The organism is Pseudoduganella sp. LjRoot289, assembly GCF_964252925.1.
Taxonomy (GTDB): domain Bacteria; phylum Pseudomonadota; class Gammaproteobacteria; order Burkholderiales; family Burkholderiaceae_D; genus Rugamonas.
In genome coordinates, this window is record NZ_CAXUPN020000001.1 from 2,847,787 (window position 1) to 2,868,288 (window position 20,502).

The following is a 20,502-nucleotide window of genomic DNA, read 5'->3' on the forward strand; positions in this document are numbered from 1 at the left end:
TATTAAAACAGCAATGATAGCAGGACGGCGTGCGCTAAACCTGATCGTGCAGCAGCAGGCCGCGCAGTACCGTGGCCGCGTGCCTGGCCGCGTCGGCCCGCTCCAGGTAGTCGCCCTCGGCCCGGCTCAGCCGGCGCGTGCCGGCTTCCCCGGCGAGGCGCCGCGCCAATTCTTCCTTCTCGTTCAGTGCGCGGATCGCCGACCACATGGCTTCTTCGACCGCGCGGTCCTGCGTTTCGTCCAATGCCTGCGCGGTGAAGCTGTGCCCGGTGTGACAGCGGAAGCGGGCCGGACTGGCGTCGCGCAGCTTCCACAGCGTGCCGCTGCATTCGGGGCAGGTAAAGGTGGTCGGCACGGCCACCTGCTCCAGGTCGCGCAGGGTGCCCTTGCCGCTGGCGTACAGGTTTTCTATGCGTATCCAGTCGGGCGTGGCGGGCGGCGCGTCCGGGGCGATGGCGAGTGGCGGTTTCGGCGACATGGCGGCTTCCTTGCGGTCCGGCGGAAGCGGCATGCTGGCCAGCCTGGCCAGCTCAGGACCGATATCGTCGAGCTTCAGATTGTAGTCAACCGCCACATTCTCGAGTGCGCTGGCGGGCATGCCGGGCGCGAACGCCTCGGCCGGGTCCTGCACGATGGCGGTGCCGCCGCAGGCTTTCACCGCCTGCAGCCCCGCCGTCCCGTCGTCCAGATAGCCGGTGAGGATGACGCCGGTCACGCCGCGCCGGAACGCGGCGGCGGCCGAGCGGAACAAGGGATCGACGGCGGGACGGGTGTAGTTTTCCATCGGCCCGGCGGTCAGGTGGAGGCGGCCGACCGGGCCGTCGCGCACGACGATCAAGTGGCGGTCGGGCGGCGCCACCAGCACCACCGGCTGCGCCAGCAGTTCACCGTCGCGCGCATGGCGCACCTGCAGCGCGCAGTATTTGCGCAGCAGCGAGGGCAGCGCGCTTTCACGCGCGCCGATATGCATCACCACCAGCACCGCCGCCGGAAAGTCCGCCGGCAGCGCGGACAATACCCGCTTGAGCGCCTCCACCCCGCCCGCCGACGTGCCGATGACGACCAGCTTGTCCACGGCCGCGCTCATAGCCCGGAGGGATACGTCTCAGGTACTTCGGCGTCGCTCCAGTAGGCGGAGCGCTCCAGCGGCCGCACCGCCGTGCTGCGGTCGACGTGGATCAGCGCGTCGAACTGGCTGGCGGCGTCGGCATGGAAGTAGTGGCTATGGCGCTCGGTGTCGGGCCGGTAGACCACGCCGATGGCGCGCTCCAGCAGCGGCGCCGGCACGCGCGCCAGGGCGCTGTCGTGGCCGCGCAGCGGCAGCAGGAACTCGTTGGCCTCCAGCCCGGCCCGCGCGCCGTGCAGCAGGCGCTCGACGCTGTCGTGGCGCGACGGCACCACCGGTTTCAACTCGGCCGGTCCGTCCCATTCGCTGGCGGCCGTGACGGTGCCGATATGGGTGGTGAAGCCGAGCAGGAAGGACTCGCCCTGCGCATAGTTTTCACGCACCAGCTGGCCCAGGTTGAGCTGGCCGCCCTCGCCCATCTCGGTGGCGCGCGCGTCGCCCAGGTGGGAATTGTGGGCCCACACGACGATGCGGGCCGGCTTGCCGTTGCGCAGCGTCAGGTGCTGGCGCAGCGCGTGCAGCGTGTCGGCCATGTGGGTGTCGCGCACATTCCAGGATGCGTCGCCGCGCTGGAACATGGCGCGGTAATACACCTCGGCGTTGCGCGCCACGCGCGCGTTCTGCTGTGCGTAGAACAGTTCGTCCGGGACCGCGTCGCCGGGCCGCGCCGTGTACAGCGCAGCCTCGGCGTTCATCTCGCGCAACTGGCGCAGCACTTCCTCCTCGCAGTCCGGCGTCATGCCGAAGGTGGTGGCGTAGCCGTAGTGCTGCGGGTCTTCCGCGATGTGGTCGAAGCAGGCGTAGCGCTCGCGCGCGCGGCGTGCGGCGGCCGGGTCGGCCTTGTCCAGATAGGCGATCACCGCGTGCATGGATTTGCGCAGGCTGTAGAGGTCCAGCCCGTAGAAGCCGGCCCGCCGCGCGCGGTCGCCGGCGTGCGCGTTATGGGCGCGCATCCAGTCCACCAGCGCCACCACCTCGGTGTTGCGCCACATCCACTGCGGAAAGCGCTGGAAGCCGGACAAGGCGCCGTCCGCCGAGCTGTCGCCGTCGGCGTGCTGCACGTAGCGGCTCACACGCAGCGCATCCGGCCAGTCCGCCTCGACGGCGATGGCGTCGAAGCCGCGCTCGACGATCAGGCGCTTGCTGATTTCCGTGCGCAGCCGGTAGAACTCCTGCGTGCCGTGCGTGGCTTCGCCCAGCAGTACGATGCTGGCGTCGCCGATGCAGCCGAGCAGGTAGTCGAAATGGGGATCGTCCGCCAGCGGGCGCAGTTCGCCGCGCAGTGCTTGGGTGATCGCCAGCTTAGCCGCTTCCGTCATGATGCGCTCCATCTCCAGCCGTTTTCAGCATCGTATCCGCATTGCCGTCGCCGCGACGCACCGCTGCCCTCGCGCAGGCGCGCGCGCTGTGAGACACTGTCGCCCTTGCAAAATGGAAATCACAACGATGTGGAACGGTGTTCTGTGCGGCCTGCTGGCCGGGGCCATGTGGGGCATGGTGTTTATCGTGCCGGAGTTGCTGGCGGCGTTCTCGCCGGTCGAGATGGCGGTGGGCCGCTACATCGCCTACGGGGCCATCGCGTTCGGGCTGATGCTGCCGCGCCTGGGCAATCTGTTTGGCCGGCTGGACCGCAGCGACTACGCCGCGCTGCTTCGCCACGCGCTGTCCGGCAACATCGTCTATTACATGCTGCTCGCCCTCGGCGTCAAGCTGGCGGGCGTGGCGCCGACTTCGCTGATCATCGGCGTGCTGCCGATCTCGGTCACGCTGATGGGCCGCAAGGACCATGGCGCCGTGCCGCTGCGCCAACTGGCGCTGCCGCTGCTGGTGGTGGCGGCGGGCATAGCCTGCATCAACGTGGACGTGTTCATGCACGCCGGCGCGGCGGGGAGCAGGGGCGGCGTCTGGCGCACCTTGCTCGGCGTGCTGTGCGCCACCGGCGCCTTGCTGTGCTGGAGCTGGTACACGCTGGACAACGCGCGTTACCTGAAACGCAATCCGCATTTCACGAGCGCCGAATGGTCGGCGCTGTACGGTCTGTCGAGCGGCCTGATCGCGCTGCTGATCGGCGCGGCGGCATTGGCCGTGTGGCATGGGGACGTGCTGGGCGCGGCGGGCGCGGCCAGCGGACGCGACTGGACCAGGTTCTGGATCACCAATGCCCTGCTTGCGCTGGGCGCATCGGTGATCGGCAACCACCTGTGGAATATCGCCAGCCGGCGCGTGCCGGTCACCCTGTCCGGCCAGCTGATCCTGTTCGAGACCTTGTTCGCGCTGCTGTACGGCTTTATCTACAAGGGCCAGTGGCCGCGGATGCTGGAAGGCGCGGCCATCGTGCTGCTGACGGCCGGCGTGATGTGGTCGGTGCGCGTGCACGCGATGGAGGACGAAGTGACGCCGCCTTGATGACTGCGCCTTGCTTGTCCTGCTATTCCAGCAGGCCGTTCTCGCACAGCACGTCCTGCACCAGTTCCAGCCGCAGGATGGGGTTTTGCTGCGCCATCAGCAGCTGCTTCTGGCTCGGCGTCATGCGCAGCAGTTCGCACCAGCGGTTGGCCACCCAGCCGGAATCGTCCAGCTTGTAAGGCGGCAGCAGCGGCATCTGGGTCGACGGCAACTGGCGCTTCTGCAGCGAACGGATCACCGCGCCCAGCGCGTTGGCCACGTCCTGCTGCTCGGCGGGCACGGGTACCTCCAGGTCCGCTTCCAGCATGTCCACTTCGCCCATCCACAAACCATGCTTGAGCTGGGAGGCCGAGTTGATGCGGAAGCGCTGGGTGCCGACACAGGTCAGCTGCAGCAGGCCGGACAGCGGCGAGTTCCAGTCGACGATGCGCGCCATGGTGCCTATCTCCGTTAATTCCTCATGCTGCTCAGGGCGCTGCACTTCGCTGCCCGAAGCCAATGCCACCACGCCGAATTCCTCGGACTTGGCGATGCATTTCTTAACCAGGTCCAGGTAACGGACTTCGAACACCTGCAATGGCAAATGTCCGTCCGGAAAGAGCACTGTATTGAGGGGGAAAAGTGGTATAGATGGCATCCCGTAATGATCGCACGAATTGTGTCGTGCCGCCGAGCAAAATTCCAAGACTTGCGCTAGATCAAACGGCCTTTCATGGCGAAAGCCACACCAAATAACGCGCCGCAAGCATGGTAGCGCTATAAGGGCGGAAAACCGATGATGCCCCTTGTGTACAAGGTATGGATACGCTGCAGTGGGAGCGTGATTGCATCTGGCCGCGTGCCGCCGCATTAGCCGCCACCCTTTAGGGAAGCTTGTAAAACATCCGAATCGTGTCATTCCCGCGAAGGCGGGAATCCATACGGCGCATGCCCAGAGGAGCATGGGTTCCCGCGAGGCGCCGAGCCCTGCGCGCCGGTCCGCCGGTGTGCAACGACAAGCTGGGGGTATTCGCGCCAGCCTTTATTTACCGCTCCAAAACGAAAATATCCGGCACACCCCCGAGGGATGTACCGGATATTTTTCAAGAATTACCGAAGTAGTTCTTATTTAATCAGGAAGTCTTCCTTGCTTTTACCTTCCAGCCATTTTGGAGCGCGGCCACGGCCGGTCCAGGTTTGGCCGGTTGCGGTGTCGCGGTACTTCATCGGCACCGGAGCGCGCGGTTTGCTTACTTTTGCAGGTTTGGCCGTACCAGCCAGGTCTGCCAGGGTCAGGCCGTGTTCACGCATAATGGCTGCGATCTTTTCTTTGGCCGAGTTCAGCTCGTCGCGGCGTGCCGATTCCGCCAAGTTCTGCAGTTCAGCGATTTTTGCCTGGTATTCCTGATATGTGGTCATGACTCAACTCTTCCTAATTGGTTGATAAGCGAATCTCCCGTGAAGCCGGAGTGACAATCTGTGAGAATTCAAGCCGCAATTTACCACAGGATCGCACCTGTATTCTAGCGAAATATGAAAGCCGATGCGTATTTTCCACGTTTCGCGAGTTTATTTCTTTTTACGGCGCAGTATCCAGGTGCTGACGCCGGTTATAAAGAAGAGTGCCGGCAGCAATCCGGCCAAGGCCACCAGCCATTTTACCGACGCGCCGCCGAGTTGACCCGAATGCAATGGATACAAGCTTGCGATGAAGCGGTCGCCGCCTTTGCCGGATAAGGGATTGATGGTTTCCAGGATCCTGGCATTGCGCATATCGATGTATAAACGCAGGGTGCCGGTACGCTGCCAGTCGTCGGCACGGCGCAAGCGCGCGATAAATAGTCCTTTATCGGGCTGACGGGAAATACCGACCAGGGAAGTACCGTCGCGCAAATAAGGCGCGGCGGCCGCTTGCACCGCGTTCCACGAAATAGCCTGCTCGCCTTTTTCCAACGCCGGCATGGCGATATTGCGGCGCTCGGCACCGACTTCGGCCACGCTGGCCACCAGGCTGCGTCCGGCTTCGGGCAAGCCGTTGTAGAAGCCGGTCAGCGCCAGCGCCAGCAGGGGCACCAGGGCCAGCAGGCCGATGGAGCGATGCAGGTCGTAATTGCTGCGGTAGGCGTTCTGGTTCAGCCGGATGCGCAGCGCGCGCAGCCAATGGCCCTGCCTCGGCCATGCCAGGTACAAACCCACCAGCAGCAGCACGGCGACCGCCGCCCCGATATAGCCCTGCGCGATGCGGCCGGGCTTGCCCTGGAACATATTCAGGTGCCAGGTCTGCAGCATCGGCATCCACTGCTGCGCGCCCAGGCCGACGGCGGCGCGGTCGCGGCTGCCCAGCAACGCGCCGCTGCAGGCATCCAGCATGGCTTCGCCGGCTTCCATGCCCGGCGCCTTGAACGTGACACGGTAGCTGCCGCCCTCGTGGCGCGGCAGGTAGACGAAGCCGACCTTGGCCTTCGGCCACTGCGCCTGCACCTTGGCCGCCACCGTATCCACATCCAGCGGCGCGGCGCAGCCGCCGCCATGGAACAGCTGCGGATTGAGCGCTTCGTCCAGCTCATGCTCGAACACCAGCAAGCTGCCGCTCAAGCCCATCAGTACGAACAGCAGGCCAAGCGTCATGCCGGCCCAACGGTGCAGCCAGCTCATGGCCGGGCGAAGTTTCTGGCGCATCGGCGGACCCGGCTTAGAATGCGGCGCGCAACTGCAGGTACACCATGCGCGACGCGCCGGCCAGCTTGCCCTGGTTCACGTCGGTGGTGCGGGTGAAGCTGCGCTTGTCGGCCAGGTTATTCACGCCGGCCTGCACTTCGAAACGCTGCTCGCCAGGGATCGCATAGGTGACGCTGCTGTTCCACAGACGGTAGCCCGGGATCACGCCCAGCGCGCCATTGGCGCTTTCGGCCACGGTGTTGGCGTCGTCGGCGTACTGCCTGGACTGGTGGGTGGTGTTCAGGTCGAACACCAGGCCGCCCAGCTTGTAGCGCGCGCCCTGCGCGTCCACGGTGCGCGAGTAGAACGGCACGTCGTTGCCGGCGTAAGTGCCCTGTCCTTGCGTGGCCTTGGTGTAGGCGTAGGTGGCGTAGGCGCTCAGGCCGGCCAGCTTGCCGCTCTTGTCGAAGGCGTACTCGGCACGGGTTTCCAGGCCGCGGTGGCGGGTCTTGCCCAGGTTCTGGTAGAACACCGGCGCCTTGTTCAGGAACACGATCTGGTTCGAGAAGTCCAGGTTGAAGGCGGTCGCTTCCAGCTGCCAGCCCTTGGCGGCGTAGCGCGCGCCCAGTTCCACCGTCTTGGCCGTTTCAGGCTGCAGCGCGTCGGCCGAGCTTTGCAGGTTCAGCTGCAAGTGCTGGATGCTGCCGAAAGAGGTGTTGTAGTTGGCGAACACGGTGGTGGCGCTGTCCAGCAGGTAGGAAACGTTCACCGACGGCAGCGCCTTGGTGTTGGTGCTCTCCTGTTCGAAGCCGTTCAGCACATTGGTCCGGCCCATCTTGATGTGCTCGTAGCGCAGGCCGGGCGTCACGCGCCAACGGCCGAAGGCGATCTGGTCGTCGATGTAGAAGGCGTGCGCGTCGGTGCTGTTTTCGGAGTTGCGGGTTTCCGTGCGGGCGCCGTTGCTCAGCTTGATGTTGACGTTCTTCTCGTCGGCGCGCTCCTGCAGGTAGCGGTAGCCCACCGTGATGTCGTTGCGCACCGCCCCCCAGTTCAGGCGTTGCGTGTAGCGCGGCTCGAAGCCGAACACATTGTAGTGGCGCGGGCTGTTGGCGCTTTGCGTGGCGGCGCCGTCGAAGCCGTTGGCCAGCATGCTCTGGCGTGCGCTCTGGTTGAAATAAGTGCGCACTTCCACTTCCCGCGTGTCCGACAGGGAATTGATATAGCTCAGATCCACACCCTTGCGGGTACCGTCCCAGAAGTCGCCGTTGCGGAAGGACGCGGACGGGTCGGCCGCGTACTGGGCCGTGGTCAGGCCGCCCGGCGTTTCCGATTTGACGTCGTAGTAGGACAGCTTGGCGTTCAGTTCAGCGGTGGCCGACAGCGGGTAGCTGAATTTCAGCGCGAAGTCGTTCAGCGAGTCGCGGCTGTGGGCGCGGTAGCCGTCGCCTTCCACGCCGGAGTACAGCATGGCCACGCCCAGGCCCCCTTCCGAGCGGCCGCCGACGAAGGCGCTGTACTGGGCGCTGCTGTTGCCGCCTTCGTAGCGGTTGTAGCGCACGGACGCGTCCAAGGCCATGTCCTTGGACGGGATGGCGCGGGTCTTGAAGTTGATGATGCCGCCCACGTTCTGCGGGCCGTAGCGCACCGCGCCGCCGCCGCGCACCACGTCGATGGCATCGATATTGGCCAGCGACACCGGCGCGAACGACAGCTGCGGCTGGCCGTAGGGTGCGACCGAGACCGGCACGCCGTCCAGCAGCACGGTGGAACGCGGCGAGTAGCGCCCTTCCAGGCCGCGCACGCCGATGTTCAGCGACACCGCGCTGCCGCCGCTGGACGAGTTGTCGGTGATCTGCACGCCGGGGATGGCGCGCAGCACGTCGCTGATGCTGTCGGCGCCGGAGAGCTGGATGTCCTCGCGCTTGACGACGCTGCGCGCGCCGCCGAAGGTCTTCAGGCTCTGCTGGCCGGAGCCGAGCCAGTTGCCGGTGACCTGCACGGTTTCAATCGGCGTTTCCTGGGAAAACGCGGTGGCGGAAATGAGCAGCGAAATCAGCTGCAAACAGGCTGCGGCGATGGCGCGTCGCTGGAAAACGGGAGCGTTGGACATTTTTTCTAAGCAATAATTCGGAAGATCCGCATGATAACATTAGTGAGAATAGTTCTCAATTACCGTTTTGGACAGGACTCGCTGCACATGGAAGACGCCGCCGGGCGGTCAGCAATGCCATAATTGCAAACAGACCAGCATTGAATGGAGACCAGCTATGCGAACTGTGGGTTTATTGTCGGGCAAGGCGATCCCGGTGCTGGGCCAGGGTACCTGGAATATGGGTGAGGAGGCGATCTACCGGGCCCACGAAGTGGCCGCCTTGCGCCTCGGTATGGATCTGGGCATGACGCTGATCGACACGGCCGAAATGTACGCAGACGGCGGCAGCGAAGAAGTGGTGGGCGAGGCGATCGCCGGGCGGCGCGATGAAGCCTACCTGGTAAGTAAGGTCTACCCGCACAACGCGACGAGGGCGGGCGTCCGGGCGGCCTGCGAGCGCAGCCTGAAGCGGCTCGGGGTCGAGCAGATCGACCTGTACCTGCTGCACTGGCGCGGTTCGGTGCCGCTGGCGGAAACGCTGGAGGGCTTCATGGCCCTGCAGCGGGCCGGCAAGATCGCCGCCTATGGCGTCAGCAATTTCGACCTGGACGACATGCGCCAGGCACGCGCGCTGCCGGGCGGGGGCGAAATCGCCGCCAACCAGGTGCTGTACAACCTGGCCAAGCGCGGCATCGAATGGGACTTGCTGCCGTGGTCGCAACAGCAGCAGGTGCCGCTGATGGCGTATTCGCCGCTGGAATCGTCGGCGCTGGAACAGCGCGCCATGCTGGACAACCGCAGCCTGCAGTCCGTCGCGCGCCGCCACGGCGCCACCCCGGCGCAGATCGCGCTGGCCTGGCTGCTGGGGCAGGAAGGTGTGATCGTCATCCCCAAGGCCGCCAATCCCGACCACATCCGCCAGAACCGCGCCGCGCTGGACATCGCCCTGACGACCGAGGACCTCGCCGAACTGGACCAGGGATTCCCCCGTCCCGGCCGCCGCAGCCCGCTGGCGATGCGCTGATTCCAAAAGGTTCCCCGCAATCACCTGATGCAACGCATGCTCCCAACTACAGCTTAGGCTGATACTGGGGGAGCTGCGCGCCTTGCGCGTCGGGAGACCTCCTTGAAAAAATCCAGAAAATGGTGGGAACCATGCGCATTGATCGCCAGTCATATAGGTAATGCAACTGTGATCTTTTTGCTGTTTGGCGCCACAGCGGCCGGCATGGGTATTTTGGTAAGGCAGCTGGAACGCCTCAACGTCCCTTCCTTTACCTTGTGGTTACTAACAATGCTGGACTATGCCACGATCATCACCGGCGCAATACTTTACCTGGGACTATTGGGAGCCCACACGTGGAGGGCTCTGAAGGAGATGTTAAAATGAAACGAACTTTCGCAGAAATTTTCTGGCATTCCGCCAAGCAAACCCCAAAACTGTATTTCGCTCCCCTGGTGGGTGCAGTGAGGGGGGCGGTTGAATATACTCGTCTGCAATATAAGCTGGCGGCGGAAGAAGATGCCATCTTCTTCGGTAAGGACGACGAACCGGCACTGCAGAAACAGGGCATCGAGCAGGCAGGCTAAAGGCGGCTAAATCGCCGGGCAGCCGCCGGCTTTGTATTTGCAGTGGCGCGCGATGACGCTGCGGATGATGCTGACCAGCTGGCAGGCCGCCGGCCCCGGCCGTTCGGCGTTGGCGATGATGAGCGACAGCGACAGCTTGCGCTTCTGCCCTATCCTCAGCGGCAATGGCTTCAGCAGGCCGGACGCGAGCTGCGGCTGGATCTTGTGCGTGGCCATCCAGCCGAAGCCCAGGCCGGCGCACACCATCTCGGTGCGCGTGGCCGGGCTGGTCACGGTCCAGCGCTGGCTGGTGTTGAGCCAGCCGAAATCGCGCGAGGCCGTGGCGCCGCCGTCGCGCACGACGATGTGCAGGTGGCGCTCCAGGTCGTCCTCGTTCAGGTCGCGGCCCAGGCCGTGCAGCGGATGGCCGGGATGGGCCACCGCGAGGAATTCGATGTCGAGCAAAGCATCCCCCAGGAAACCGCTGGGCACGTAGTTGGCGATCACCACGTCGGCGCGCTTTTCGCGCAGCACGTCGTCCGAGGCGGACAGGATGGTTTCCTCCAGGTTCACGCGGGTGTGCCGCGCCAGCGGCTCGAAGGCCTGCAGGATCTCGATCAGCAGCTCGCTGGGGAACAGGCTGTCGACCGCGAAACGCAACTCGGACTCCCAGCCTTCGTTCAGGCTGGCGGCCAGCTCCTCCAGCTGGAAGGCGTCGTCCAGCAGTTCGCGCGCCTTGCGCAGCAGCGTTTCGCCGTTCCGCGTCAGCCTGGCGCGGCGGCCGTCGATTTCCAGCAGTTCGATGCCGAGCTGCTCCTGCAGCTTGGCCACCATGTAGCTGACCGAAGACTGGCTGCGGTGCAGCGCCTCGGCCGCCTGCGCGTAGCCGCCGCATTCGACGATGGCTTGCAGCACCTGCCACTGCTCCAGCGTGCTCCGCGGGATCTTCATCACTTGCTCTGCATGACGTAAGTGCCGTCCCAGTCGTCCGGCGGCGGCTCGGCGGCCAGGCGCAGGCAACGCTCGATGTAGAGCGCGGCCGCCTTGTCGGCGGGGTTGAGCGCCTGCACTTCCTCGAACAGCTTGCGCGCCGCCGCCCACTTGCGCCTGCGGTAGTTGATGATGCCGTTGCGGAACAGCCCCATGGCGTCGATCAGGTGCGGATAACTGTCCTCGGTGTGGTAATCCATCACCTCGTAGATCGATACCGGCTTGGTCTTGCCCTGCACCACCACCGTGTCCAGTTCGCGCACGCGGTAGGTGCCGCGCAGCGCGCGGTAGGTGAGTTCGCTGATCAGGATGTGGGCGCCGTACTGCTTGCAGGCCGATTCCAGCCGCGCGGCCAGGTTCACGCCGTCGCCGATGATGGTGTAGTCCATGCGCTTCTTGGAGCCGATATTGCCCGACACCACCTGGTCCGAATTCAGGCCGATGCCGATGTCGACCGCCAGCTTGCCGTCGCGCACGCGTACCTGGTTCCAGGCGCGCAGCTCGGTCATCATGGCGATGGCGGTGCGCACAGCGCGGTCGGCGTCGTCCTCGTGCGGCACCGGAATGCCGAAAGCGGCCATGATGGCGTCGCCGATGAACTTGTCCAGCATGCCTTCTTCGCGCTGGATGCAATCGACCATCATCGTGAAATATTCGTTCAGCAGCGCCACCGTGCCCTGCGCGCCGAGCTGCTCGGTGATGGTGGTGAAGCTGCGCACGTCCGAGAACAGCACCGTGGCGTTGACGTTCTTTCCGCCCAGCATCTCGGCGCCGTTGGCCACCATCTGGTCGGCGATGCCGGGGTCCATATAGCGCGACATGGTCGCTTTCAAGCGTTTTTCGCTGGAGATATCCTCGAGCATCAGCATCCAGCCGATGCGCTTCTTCTCCATCGACAGCAGCGGCTGGACGTTGAAGTTGACCGAGATCGTGTCCTCGCCGACGATCAACGGCGCGTCCATCAGATGTTCGGCGGACTGGTGTTCCTCGACCCGGCGCAGCTTGTCGAGCACCCAGGAATTGGCGCCGGCGAAGAAATCGGCCGCCTGGCGGCCCAGCACCGCGGCCGACTCCACACGCAGGATGCGCAGGCCGGCGGCGTTGCAGGTGACGATGTTCTCCTGCCCGTCCAGCGTGATCACGCCGTTCGACATCGACTCCAGCATGGCCTCGTTGTAGTTCTTCATCTGCTGCACGTCGGCGAACAGCTTGGCGTTTTCCAGCGCGATGGAGATCTGCGCCGTGAAGGCGCGCAGGCGCGACTCGTCTTCCGTGCTGAAGGGGCCGCCGCGCTTGTTCAGCACCTGGGTCACGCCTATGGTCTTGCCGTTCTTGTTGACGATGGGCACGCACAAGATGGAACGGGTGAAGTAGCCGGTGCGCTTGTCGAAGGCCGGGTTGAAGCGCAGGTCCGCGTAGGCGTAGGGGATGTTGATGGTTTTCCCGGACGTGAAGACGGCGCCAGCGATGCCTGCGTTGTTGGGCAGCCGGATCTGCATCGACTCCAGGCCCTGCCCCACCTCGGACCACAGCTCGCCGGTCTTCTCGTCGTTCAGGAACAAGGTCGAGCGCTCGGCGTTGAGCAGGCGCGTGGCCTCGCCCATCACGCGCTGCAGCAGCGAGCCCAGCTTGATGTCGGCGGTGACCTCGGACACCACGTCGATGAACTCCATCTCCTGGCGCCGCACTTTTTTCATGCTCTCCAGGAAGCGCGCGCTTTGCAGCGCCAGCGTGCCTTGCGTCGTCAGCGCCTCCAGCAATTCCAGGTCCTTGCGGGTGAATTTTCCCCGCGTCTTGTTCAGCGTCTGCGACACGCCGATGATCTCGCCCTTGAAGGTGCGGATCGGCACGCACAGGATGTTGCGCGTGACGAAACCGGTCTGCTCGTCGATGGCGCGGTTGAAGCGCTCGTCGGCGTAGGCGTCGGCGATCATCAGCGGCTCGCCGGTGGTAAACACGTGGCCGGCGATGCCGGACGTGTTCAGGAAGCGGATCTCGCGCTGGGTTTCACCCTGCGCGATGCGCGAGAACAGCTCATTGGTTTCCGAGTCGTTCAGGAACAGCGTGCCGCGTTCGGCGCCCAGTTCCTCGGTGGTCACCTCCACCAGCGCGGTGAGGATCTCGTCCAGCGTGTCGTAGGCGGCCATGCGGCGCGACACTTCCAGCAGCAGCTCGACCTTGCGCAGGCGGCGGGTTTGCGCGCCGGCGGCGGCGTCGGCCACGAATTTGTCCGCGTTCTTGTCCATCTGGATCATGCGTGCGCTTCCAGTGCGGTGCGCAGCGCGCGTATGGTCTCATGCAGCTGCAGCACTTCGCCGCGGTGCGCGGTGGCGGCGCTTTGCAGCGCGGCGGCGTGCTCGTGGGTCAGCCGCTCGAGCTGCTCGCGCAGCACGGTGACGGTGTCGCGCAATTGCGCGATCTCGGCGATCGAGCCCGCCAGCGCGTTCTTGACGGCGGCGTCGCGCTCCATATTGGCCTGCTCCAGCGTGTCGCGCAGCGACATCACCGTCGCACGCACCTGCTGCGCTTCGTTGTGCGCGGCCGCCAGCGCATCCTGCACCTGGCGCTGGCGCTCATGGTGGGCCTGCTCCAGCTCGGCGCGCAGCACAACCACGGTGCGCTGCAGGTCGCGCACCTCGGACAGGGCCAGGCCGAGGGCATCCGGGGCCTCGGCTGGCAGAGCGGCGGTGGTGGTTTTTGTCATTCAGCAATCATACCATCCGGCGCCGCTGCGGAAAACGGGGAACAGGCCCGGAGCCGGTACGCCTGCTGCGCGCCGGATACGCAGCCTTCCTTGCTATCCTGGCTTGGCGCCAAGGCAGCCAGGGCGCCTGGTGCAGGCGGTGTTTTGGACCGTGTACTAGCTCGGAAATTCTCCCCGCGGCGTGCTGCTTCGTTATAATGCGCATTCGTCTATATTGATAGGTGTGATAACTGTGTCCGATCGTCTAGCTGTACTGCCGCAATACCTGCTGCCCAAGGGCGCGCTGACCAACTTCGCCGGCCGGGTGGCCGGCGCGAAAGGCGGCGCCATGACAACCCGGCTGATACGCTGGTTTGTGGGCCGCTACGACGTCAACATGGCCGAGGCGGCGAATTCGGACATCGCCAGCTACCACTCCTTCAACGAATTCTTCACCCGCGCGCTGCGCCCGGACGCGCGGCCGCTGGCCGACGCCGACTTCATCTGCCCGGTGGACGGCCGCATCAGCCAGTTCGGCGCGATCGAGGACGACCAGATCTTCCAGGCCAAGGGCCACAAATTCAGCACCACCGCGCTGGTCGGCGGCGACCAGGAACTGGCCGCGCAATTCCAGCACGGCAGCTTCGCCAACCTCTACCTGAGCCCGCGCGACTACCACCGCATCCACATGCCGTGCGACGGCAAGCTGACGCGCATGATCTACGTGCCGGGCGAGCTGTTCTCGGTCAACCCGACCACGGCACGCGGCATTCCGGGCCTGTTCGCCCGCAACGAACGCGTGGTGTGCGTATTCGACACCGCCCACGGCCCCTTCGTCATGACGCTGGTCGGCGCCACCATCGTCGGCAGCATGGCCACCGTGTGGCACGGCGTGGTCAATCCGCCACGCCGCTCCTCGGTGCAGGAATGGACCTACGGCGACAAGGACATCGTATTGAAGAAGGGCGAAGAAATGGGCCGCTTCCTGCTGGGTTCGACCGTCGTCATGCTGTTCCCCAAGGACAAGCTGCATTTCAACGCGGCGTGGCAGCCCGCCGGCCCTGTGCGGCTGGGCGAAGCCATGGCCAACCTGAAATAATGGAACAGGCCGGCAAGTAGGCGGCTTGACGTAGGCGGCTTGACGTAGGCCGCTTGACGTAGGCTGCTTGACGTAGGTTGCTTGACGTAGGTTGCTTAACGTAGGCGGCTTAATTCATTGCGGCGCCAAGCGCCCGTGCGCCGGCCAGGTCCTTGCGGATCAGCCGGTCCGCCTGCTGCGCAACGATGAATGCCACTGCCAGCAAGGCCGCGCCAACCAAGCCGATCTGGTGGCGGTCGAGCAAGCTGATGCTCGCGGCGCCTAGCACCCCTGCCAGCGACACGCCGATATACAGCGCCGCCGAATTCAGGCCGAGCAGCAGCGGCGCGGAAGTCGGCGCTAGGCCGATCAAGCGGTGCTGCTGCGGCACCAGCATACCCCAGCCACACACACCCCATATGACGATGGCCACGGCCGCGCTCCAGTAGTGGGCCGACGCCCATGGCAAGAGCGCGAAGTCGACGGCTCCGAGCGCGATGGCGCCGTAAATGATGGCCCGGCTGCCGAAGCGGTCGGTCAATTTCCCCGCCACCAGATTGCCGGCCGTCGCAGCCAGGCCCCACAGCAACAGCAGGCCGGCCAGCGCGTCCGGCTTGCCGCCGGTGGCGCGGTCAAATGTCACGCCGATATAGGTGTAGACCGCGAACAGGCCGGCGTAGGCAGTCAGCGTGGTCAACAGCGTCAGCAGCACACGACGGTCCTGCAGCGGCGCCAGACGCTGGCGCAGCGTCACGGCGGGCAAGGCGGGAAGCTTGGGCAGCAAGAAGGCCACAGCGACGCTGGCGGCCAGGCCGATGGCGGTCACGAACCACATCGTGTAGCGCCAGTCGCCCAGGCCGCCGATGAAGGTTCCCATGGGCGAACCGAGCGCGGTGGCGCTGGTCAGGCCGGCAATCACGATGGCCAGCGCGTGGGCGCGCTTCTCGGGCGGCACCAGCGAGGCGCCTGCCGCCGTCGCGGTCGGGCTGAACATGGCCGCCCCCAGGCCGGCGATCAGCCGGCTCGCCAGCACCCATTCGATGCTCGGCGCGATCGCCGTCACGAAATTTCCAAGCACAAACACGGCCAGGCCGGCCAGCAGCAGGCGCTTGCGCGGCCAATGCGCGGCCGTGGCGGCGATGACCGGCGAGAGCAGCGCATAACTCAGCGCATATAGCGTCACCATCTGGCCGGCGACGCTGATCGGCACGCCGAGCGACTTCGAGACTTCGGGAAGAATGCCGGCGACGACAAAGCTGTCCGTGCCGATAGCGAACATACCGGCGGCAAGCACGAGCAAGCGACGATCCATGGTCCTACTCCTTTAAATTAGTTTCATAATGAAACTGTAGCAGACGAAGTTGCATAACGCAACTGACTTGTTTAGAATCGGCGTATGCAACGTAAAACTTTCGATGGCATGAATTGTTCAATAGCCCGCGCGCTCGACCAGGTCGGCGAATGGTGGAGCTTGCTGATCATTCGCGAATGCACGCTGGGCACGACCCGCTTCGACGAGTTCCAGGACCGGCTGGGCATCGCCCGCAACATCCTGACCAGCCGCCTCAAACGGTTGACCGAACTGGGCATACTGGAAAAATCGGCGCTGGGCGACAGCGAGCGCCGCCAGGGCTACCGGCTCACGCCCAAGGGCGAGGAACTGTTCCCGGTGTTGATGGCCTTGCTCCAGTGGGGCGACAAATGGGCCGCTGGCGACGGCGGGCCGTCGGTGCGCTTTGTCGAGCGCGGCTCGGACCAGCCGCTGGGACCGGCAGGCCCCCTGTCGGCCGACGGGCGCGTGCTCGGCTTCCGCGATGTGCGCATGGCGCCGGGGCCAGGCGCGACCGACGCTACCAGAGACCGGATCAAGGCCCGCAATCTGGCGGTGCTTGGAAGCAGCGACCCTTAGGCCATCTGTTGCGTCAATCTGCTGCGTCGATCCGCTGCGTCGATCTGTTGCCCGTAGGCCTCGCTGCACGTTCCAGCGCCAGCGGTGAGAAAGCATGGTTGTGTTTTTGCTACTTTTGTGGCAAAGATCTATTATCATCCTGCCATCCATGCTAACGTCGGTGCCTGCCTGCAAACGAGGGGACCGTCATGAGCATCGCATCCAGTCTGAAATCCACCGGCATCGCAGAAGTGATGGTGGTGCTGAAGCCGGCCAAGCAGGAAACGGCGGCGGCGGCCACTGCGCCGCAAAAGGTCGCCCGCCATTTCAAGACATCGCCGTTCTCCCAGGACAATGCGCTGCTGGAACAGCTGAAGGCGACGAAGTCCCTGAAAACACCCCGCATCAAATCGCGCGAGCCCTCGGCGCTGGCCCTGGGCACCGCGTCTCCGCCGGACTCGAAAGTCCGGTTTTATCCGCACCTGGGCATCGCGCTCGGCGTTGTCGACCGCGCGGGGCTGGCGGCGCTGCGCAAGGAAGACAGCGTCGCCGCAGTGATCGAGGCGCCGCAACTGCGGCTGATCAAGCCGGTCGCCAGCGCGGCGGCTGCGCCGAAAAACGGCTACACCTGGGGCTTGCGCGCACTGGGCGTCGATGTGCTGCACAAGCAGGGCTACAAGGGCAAGGGCATCCTGATCGGCCACCTGGACACCGGCGTGGACGCGTCCCACCCCGCCCTGTCCGGCGCGGTCAAGAAGTATGCGGAGTTCGACGCGCTGGGCAATCAGCTGGCGAAAGCCAAACCGAGGGACTCGGACGAACATGGCACCCACACGGCAGGCACGATTGCTGGACGGCCGGTCAACGGCGTCAGCTTTGGCGTCGCACCGGAGGCGAGCTTGGCCAGCGCCATGGTCATAGAAGGGGGCAATGTGCTGGCCCGTATCCTCGGCGGCATGAACTGGGCGGTAGGCCAGCGGGTGCGCGTGCTCAGCATGTCGCTGGGCCTGATCGGCACCAAGGATACCTTTCTGTTCCTGACGCGTATTCTGCGGGCACGCAATGTCCTGCCCGTCTTTGCCATCGGCAACGAAGGGGCCGGGACCAGCCGCTACCCGGGCAACTATGCCGAGGCCTTGTCCGTCGGCGCCATGCAGGAGGACGGCCTGATCGCCGATTTCAGCGGCAGCCAGCGCTTCCTGCGCAAGGCCGATCCATTGGTGCCGGACGTGGTCGGCCCGGGAGTCGACGTCGTCTCCTGCGTGCCGGGCGGCAGCTACAAGGAGATGTCGGGGTCGTCGATGGCAACGCCGCACATCGCCGGCCTCGCCGCGCTCCTGATGCAAGCCAGGCCGGGCAAATCGATTGCCGAAATCGAGGCCGCCATCTTCATGTCCTGCAGCCTGAAGCCGGGCATGCTGCCTTCCCGCGCCAACCGGGGCTTGCCCGACGGGGTAAAGGCCCTCTCGCTGCTGTGACGCGGCTTGCCGGGACGGCAGGCGGCGGGATGGCAAAGGGTGTATGCTTCGAACTGCATCACGACATCGAAGCGAGGTATGACCTTATGGCTACGTCCACTACCAAGCAGGGCAAAGCGGCACCCGCACTGGTGGAAGCTGTCGTCGTATTGCGTCCGCTGGCCGGCGACAGCTTGCCCAGCCCGGCGCAGAGCAAGAAAATGGCCAGCGCCGTCCTGCACAGCGCCACGGAAAAAACCGGTCTGCAACCGGCCTCGTCCTCCATCTTCGAGAACCTGCATTCATTCAGCGTGCGTGCCTCCACCGAGTTCATCGACGCGCTCGCCCGTTGCAAGGAAGTCGCCCAGGTGTTGCCGAACGACGCAGCGGCTCCCGAACTCATCGCCCCGGTCCGCAAACGCCCTGCCACACTCTAGTCCGGGTTTCGCTTCGGCCCGGGGGGTTTAGCCTGTTTGCCCGCCGCCCAGCGTTTCCAGCATATCGAGGAAGACCCTGGTCTTGGCCGGCATCAGCCTGCGGCCCGGGAAAACGGCCCAGCCCGTCACCGGCGGGAAGCTCCATTCCGGCAGCACGCGCACCAGCTGGCCGCTGTCGAGGAAACTCTTGGCAAACATCTCCGTGCTGGCGGCGATGCCGATGCCGGTGCAAGCCATGCGCACCAGCAGCTCGGGCGAGTTGGCCAGCATGCGCACCGGCAGTTCCCTCTCCCACTCCGTTTTGCCGCGCAAAAGCTTCCAGCGTATCATGCCGTTTTGCTTGGGCGGCAGGCTAAGCAGGTCGTGTTTGTACAGGTCGTCGGGATGCTCCGGCAGGCCGCGATACGTCGTGTAGCCGGGCGCAGCGTACAGCCCGTGCTTGCTGATGACGACCGCGCGCGCGGCCAAAGTGGAATCGTCCGGCAGCTTGCCCATGCGGATGGCCAGGTCGAAACCCTCGGCCACCAGGTCCACGCGGCGCGGCGACAAGTCCACCTCCAGCGAGATGGCCGGATACATTTCCATGAAACGCGCCATCAGCGCGCCCATCGCGTAGTTGGCGAAGTCGCCGGGCATGGACACCCGCAGCAGGCCGCTGGGCGCCTGCTGGCGGTGCTGGGCCAGCGCCCCCGCCGCCTCCGTCTCTTCCGTCACCTTGCGCGCGTGCTCCAGCAGGCTGGCGCCGAACTCGGTGAGCACCAGGCGCCGCGTCGTGCGCTGCAGCAGGCGTTCGCCCAGCTGCGCCTCGAGTAGCGACAAGCGCCGCGACACGGTCGATTTCGGCTGCTGCACCCGCTCGGCCGCCGCGCTGAAACTGCCGCACTCCACTATCCGGGCGAACAGGAGCAAGTCGCCGGGGTCGATATCCGCCATAAAGTTTCCATGCTGTGTATGCCCGCGCACCTTACCACACGGGCGCTGATCGGAAAACAACGCGTCCGACAAATCGATTTACACTTAATATGTTTAAGCTTAAAGTATCCCTGCATCGCTCGGCCATTCCCCCAACCCACGAAGGAAAAGAAGATGAAGAAATCACTGATCGCAATGTCCCTGTGCAGCCTGTCCGGCCTGGCCGCCGCGCAAAGCAGCGTCACCATGTATGGCACGGTCGACGCCGGCATCGTACGCGAATCGGGCGGTGTGGCCGGAAAGATCACCAAGCTGACCGGCGGTGTCGAAGGCGGTTCGCGCCTCGGCTTCCGCGGCAGCGAAGACCTGGGCGGCGGTATGAAGGCGATCTTCGCGCTCGAGATGGGGCTGGCATCGGACACCGGCGCCAGTGGCCAGGGCGGCGTGCTGTTCGGCCGCCAGGCGCTGGTCGGCCTGCAGAGCAAAGCGGGCACCGTGACGGCGGGCCGCCAGTACACGCCGCTGTTCCTGGCGATGAACAGCGTCGATCCCTTCCAGTCGCTCAGCACCGCCGGTTCCGCCGCCAACCTGATGTCGAACGCCGGCATACGCATGAACAACACCGTGAAATACGCCATGCCGGACACCATGGGCTTCTCCGGCGAAGTGGCATACGGCTTGGGCGAAGTGGCAGGCAACAGCGACGCCGGCCGCCACATCGGCGCGAACGCCGGCTACACCAGCGGCCCGCTCAGCCTCAAGTTCGGCTACGCCAACGTCAACAACATCCCGGTAGGCGCCGCGCCCATTTCCAAGGGCCGCACCGCCATGCTGGGCGCCACCTACGATTTCGGCCCGGCCAAAGCCGCGCTGGCCTACTCGACGAACCGCGGCACGGTCAACATCAACAACACCATCAACCCGAACGGCAAGGCCGACTCGCGCGACATCCTGCTGGGCGTGACGGTGCCGCTCGGTGCGCATACGCTGCGCGCCTCCGTCATCGACAAGAAGGACCGCGCCGGCACCAGGCGCGGCGCCGACCAGTGGGGCGTGGGCTACAGCTACTACCTGTCGAAGCGCACCGACGTCTACCTGGCCTACGCCAGCATCGACAACGATGTCGCCGCCGGCGCCACCGGCTTCTACACTGTCGGCAACGCCACCGAAGTCGGCTCCGGCAACCGCGCCTTCAACCTCGGCCTGCGCCACAACTTCTGACCGAGC

At 65.2% G+C, this 20,502-nt stretch carries 20 protein-coding genes; 9 read left to right on the forward strand and 11 right to left on the reverse strand.

The features are described 5' to 3' along the window. Positions 1–34: 34 nt before the first annotated feature. Positions 35–1,075 carry a chemotaxis protein CheB gene (locus tag ACSQ8Y_RS11860; protein ID WP_436266670.1) on the reverse strand — a complete coding sequence of 347 codons (1,041 nt, stop codon included), beginning with the start codon at positions 1,073–1,075 and terminating at the stop codon, positions 35–37. An 8-nt stretch (positions 1,076–1,083) separates the two neighbouring features. Continuing rightward, the gene (locus tag ACSQ8Y_RS11865) at positions 1,084–2,445 is read right to left on the reverse strand and encodes an erythromycin esterase family protein (RefSeq protein WP_436266671.1); all 1,362 of its coding nucleotides are present in this window, start codon (positions 2,443–2,445) and stop codon (positions 1,084–1,086) included. 127 nt (positions 2,446–2,572) lie between these two features. Between ACSQ8Y_RS11865 and ACSQ8Y_RS11870 the strand changes: the two genes are divergently transcribed. Further along, on the forward strand, positions 2,573–3,532 hold the full coding sequence (locus tag ACSQ8Y_RS11870; RefSeq protein WP_436266672.1) for a DMT family transporter: 960 nt from the start codon (positions 2,573–2,575) through the stop codon (positions 3,530–3,532). A gap of 22 nt (positions 3,533–3,554) precedes the next feature. Here the strand turns inward: ACSQ8Y_RS11870 and ACSQ8Y_RS11875 are convergent, their stop codons facing one another. The 4 genes from ACSQ8Y_RS11875 to ACSQ8Y_RS11890 form a co-directional block, all read right to left on the reverse strand. After that, complete coding sequence (locus ACSQ8Y_RS11875; protein WP_436266673.1) at positions 3,555–4,169, reverse strand: LON peptidase substrate-binding domain-containing protein; 615 nt, start codon at positions 4,167–4,169, stop codon at positions 3,555–3,557. Positions 4,170–4,636: 467 nt separating this feature from the next. Then, on the reverse strand, positions 4,637–4,930 hold the full coding sequence (locus ACSQ8Y_RS11880; protein WP_436266674.1) for an H-NS histone family protein: 294 nt from the start codon (positions 4,928–4,930) through the stop codon (positions 4,637–4,639). Positions 4,931–5,080: 150 nt separating this feature from the next. Next, on the reverse strand, positions 5,081–6,190 hold the full coding sequence (locus ACSQ8Y_RS11885; RefSeq protein WP_436266675.1) for a PepSY-associated TM helix domain-containing protein: 1,110 nt from the start codon (positions 6,188–6,190) through the stop codon (positions 5,081–5,083). Positions 6,191–6,203: 13 nt separating this feature from the next. Beyond that, a complete protein-coding gene (locus tag ACSQ8Y_RS11890; RefSeq protein ID WP_436266676.1) occupies positions 6,204–8,279 on the reverse strand; it encodes a TonB-dependent receptor family protein in 2,076 nt (691 codons plus the stop codon). A gap of 157 nt (positions 8,280–8,436) precedes the next feature. Between ACSQ8Y_RS11890 and ACSQ8Y_RS11895 the strand changes: the two genes are divergently transcribed. From ACSQ8Y_RS11895 to ACSQ8Y_RS11905, 3 genes are all read left to right on the forward strand, one after another. Then, a complete protein-coding gene (locus ACSQ8Y_RS11895; protein ID WP_436266677.1) occupies positions 8,437–9,285 on the forward strand; it encodes an aldo/keto reductase in 849 nt (282 codons plus the stop codon). A 102-nt stretch (positions 9,286–9,387) separates the two neighbouring features. Further along, on the forward strand, positions 9,388–9,651 hold the full coding sequence (locus tag ACSQ8Y_RS11900) for a hypothetical protein (RefSeq protein WP_436266678.1): 264 nt from the start codon (positions 9,388–9,390) through the stop codon (positions 9,649–9,651). Further along, positions 9,648–9,851: a hypothetical protein gene (locus ACSQ8Y_RS11905; RefSeq protein WP_436266679.1), complete on the forward strand. Its 204-nt coding sequence runs from the start codon at positions 9,648–9,650 to the stop codon at positions 9,849–9,851. The genes ACSQ8Y_RS11900 and ACSQ8Y_RS11905 overlap by 4 nt, the downstream gene beginning before the upstream one ends. 6 nt (positions 9,852–9,857) lie before the next feature. Here ACSQ8Y_RS11905 and ACSQ8Y_RS11910 read toward each other — a convergent pair whose 3' ends face one another. Genes ACSQ8Y_RS11910 through ACSQ8Y_RS11920 form a run of 3 tightly spaced genes read right to left on the reverse strand, consistent with a single transcriptional unit; the run spans position 9,858 to position 13,524 of the window. Then, the gene (locus ACSQ8Y_RS11910) at positions 9,858–10,781 is read right to left on the reverse strand and encodes a LysR family transcriptional regulator (protein ID WP_436266680.1); all 924 of its coding nucleotides are present in this window, start codon (positions 10,779–10,781) and stop codon (positions 9,858–9,860) included. Beyond that, a complete protein-coding gene (locus tag ACSQ8Y_RS11915) occupies positions 10,781–13,075 on the reverse strand; it encodes a GAF domain-containing protein (protein ID WP_436266682.1) in 2,295 nt (764 codons plus the stop codon). The genes ACSQ8Y_RS11910 and ACSQ8Y_RS11915 overlap by 1 nt, the downstream gene beginning before the upstream one ends. After that, a complete protein-coding gene (locus ACSQ8Y_RS11920) occupies positions 13,072–13,524 on the reverse strand; it encodes a hypothetical protein (RefSeq protein WP_436266683.1) in 453 nt (150 codons plus the stop codon). Before ACSQ8Y_RS11920 ends, ACSQ8Y_RS11915 begins: the two co-directional genes overlap by 4 nt. 232 nt (positions 13,525–13,756) lie before the next feature. On the opposite strand from ACSQ8Y_RS11920, the gene asd reads away from it, so the two are divergent. Continuing rightward, on the forward strand, positions 13,757–14,602 hold the full coding sequence (gene asd / locus ACSQ8Y_RS11925; RefSeq protein ID WP_436266684.1) for an archaetidylserine decarboxylase: 846 nt from the start codon (positions 13,757–13,759) through the stop codon (positions 14,600–14,602). Positions 14,603–14,711: 109 nt separating this feature from the next. Here the strand turns inward: asd and ACSQ8Y_RS11930 are convergent, their stop codons facing one another. Beyond that, the gene (locus ACSQ8Y_RS11930) at positions 14,712–15,893 is read right to left on the reverse strand and encodes an MFS transporter (RefSeq protein WP_436266685.1); all 1,182 of its coding nucleotides are present in this window, start codon (positions 15,891–15,893) and stop codon (positions 14,712–14,714) included. Between the two features lie 84 nt (positions 15,894–15,977). Between ACSQ8Y_RS11930 and ACSQ8Y_RS11935 the strand changes: the two genes are divergently transcribed. The 3 genes from ACSQ8Y_RS11935 (at position 15,978) to ACSQ8Y_RS11945 (ending at position 18,363) form a co-directional block, all read left to right on the forward strand. Beyond that, complete coding sequence (locus tag ACSQ8Y_RS11935; protein WP_436266686.1) at positions 15,978–16,490, forward strand: winged helix-turn-helix transcriptional regulator; 513 nt, start codon at positions 15,978–15,980, stop codon at positions 16,488–16,490. Between the two features lie 188 nt (positions 16,491–16,678). Continuing rightward, the gene (locus tag ACSQ8Y_RS11940) at positions 16,679–17,947 is read left to right on the forward strand and encodes a S8 family peptidase (protein ID WP_436266687.1); all 1,269 of its coding nucleotides are present in this window, start codon (positions 16,679–16,681) and stop codon (positions 17,945–17,947) included. Between the two features lie 86 nt (positions 17,948–18,033). Continuing rightward, positions 18,034–18,363, forward strand: coding sequence for a hypothetical protein (locus ACSQ8Y_RS11945; protein WP_436266688.1), 330 nt, complete (start codon positions 18,034–18,036; stop codon positions 18,361–18,363). Positions 18,364–18,390: 27 nt separating this feature from the next. Here the strand turns inward: ACSQ8Y_RS11945 and ACSQ8Y_RS11950 are convergent, their stop codons facing one another. Beyond that, the gene (locus ACSQ8Y_RS11950; protein WP_436266689.1) at positions 18,391–19,296 is read right to left on the reverse strand and encodes a LysR family transcriptional regulator; all 906 of its coding nucleotides are present in this window, start codon (positions 19,294–19,296) and stop codon (positions 18,391–18,393) included. A gap of 153 nt (positions 19,297–19,449) precedes the next feature. Here ACSQ8Y_RS11950 and ACSQ8Y_RS11955 point away from each other — a divergent pair, with 153 nt between their 5' ends. Continuing rightward, positions 19,450–20,496, forward strand: a complete 1,047-nt coding sequence (locus tag ACSQ8Y_RS11955; RefSeq protein WP_436266690.1) for a porin — start codon at positions 19,450–19,452, stop codon at positions 20,494–20,496. Positions 20,497–20,502: the final 6 nt, after the last annotated feature.

Excerpts from the sequence above, each read along its gene's own strand:
- ACSQ8Y_RS11935 (WP_436266686.1), top strand. The coding sequence starts at position 15,978 with ATGCAACGTAAAACTTTCGATGGCATGAATTGTTCAATAGCCCGCGCG.
- ACSQ8Y_RS11865 (WP_436266671.1), bottom strand. The coding sequence starts at position 2,445 with ATGACGGAAGCGGCTAAGCTGGCGATCACCCAAGCACTGCGCGGCGAA.
- ACSQ8Y_RS11950 (WP_436266689.1), bottom strand. The coding sequence starts at position 19,296 with ATGGCGGATATCGACCCCGGCGACTTGCTCCTGTTCGCCCGGATAGTG.
- ACSQ8Y_RS11890 (WP_436266676.1), bottom strand. The coding sequence starts at position 8,279 with ATGTCCAACGCTCCCGTTTTCCAGCGACGCGCCATCGCCGCAGCCTGT.
- ACSQ8Y_RS11870 (WP_436266672.1), top strand. The coding sequence starts at position 2,573 with ATGTGGAACGGTGTTCTGTGCGGCCTGCTGGCCGGGGCCATGTGGGGC.
- ACSQ8Y_RS11955 (WP_436266690.1), top strand. The coding sequence starts at position 19,450 with ATGAAGAAATCACTGATCGCAATGTCCCTGTGCAGCCTGTCCGGCCTG.
- ACSQ8Y_RS11945 (WP_436266688.1), top strand. The coding sequence starts at position 18,034 with ATGGCTACGTCCACTACCAAGCAGGGCAAAGCGGCACCCGCACTGGTG.
- ACSQ8Y_RS11915 (WP_436266682.1), bottom strand. The coding sequence starts at position 13,075 with ATGATCCAGATGGACAAGAACGCGGACAAATTCGTGGCCGACGCCGCC.
- ACSQ8Y_RS11910 (WP_436266680.1), bottom strand. The coding sequence starts at position 10,781 with ATGAAGATCCCGCGGAGCACGCTGGAGCAGTGGCAGGTGCTGCAAGCC.
- ACSQ8Y_RS11875 (WP_436266673.1), bottom strand. The coding sequence starts at position 4,169 with ATGCCATCTATACCACTTTTCCCCCTCAATACAGTGCTCTTTCCGGAC.
- ACSQ8Y_RS11885 (WP_436266675.1), bottom strand. The coding sequence starts at position 6,190 with ATGCGCCAGAAACTTCGCCCGGCCATGAGCTGGCTGCACCGTTGGGCC.
- ACSQ8Y_RS11880 (WP_436266674.1), bottom strand. The coding sequence starts at position 4,930 with ATGACCACATATCAGGAATACCAGGCAAAAATCGCTGAACTGCAGAAC.
- ACSQ8Y_RS11940 (WP_436266687.1), top strand. The coding sequence starts at position 16,679 with ATGAGCATCGCATCCAGTCTGAAATCCACCGGCATCGCAGAAGTGATG.
- ACSQ8Y_RS11930 (WP_436266685.1), bottom strand. The coding sequence starts at position 15,893 with ATGGATCGTCGCTTGCTCGTGCTTGCCGCCGGTATGTTCGCTATCGGC.
- ACSQ8Y_RS11905 (WP_436266679.1), top strand. The coding sequence starts at position 9,648 with ATGAAACGAACTTTCGCAGAAATTTTCTGGCATTCCGCCAAGCAAACC.
- ACSQ8Y_RS11895 (WP_436266677.1), top strand. The coding sequence starts at position 8,437 with ATGCGAACTGTGGGTTTATTGTCGGGCAAGGCGATCCCGGTGCTGGGC.
- ACSQ8Y_RS11920 (WP_436266683.1), bottom strand. The coding sequence starts at position 13,524 with ATGACAAAAACCACCACCGCCGCTCTGCCAGCCGAGGCCCCGGATGCC.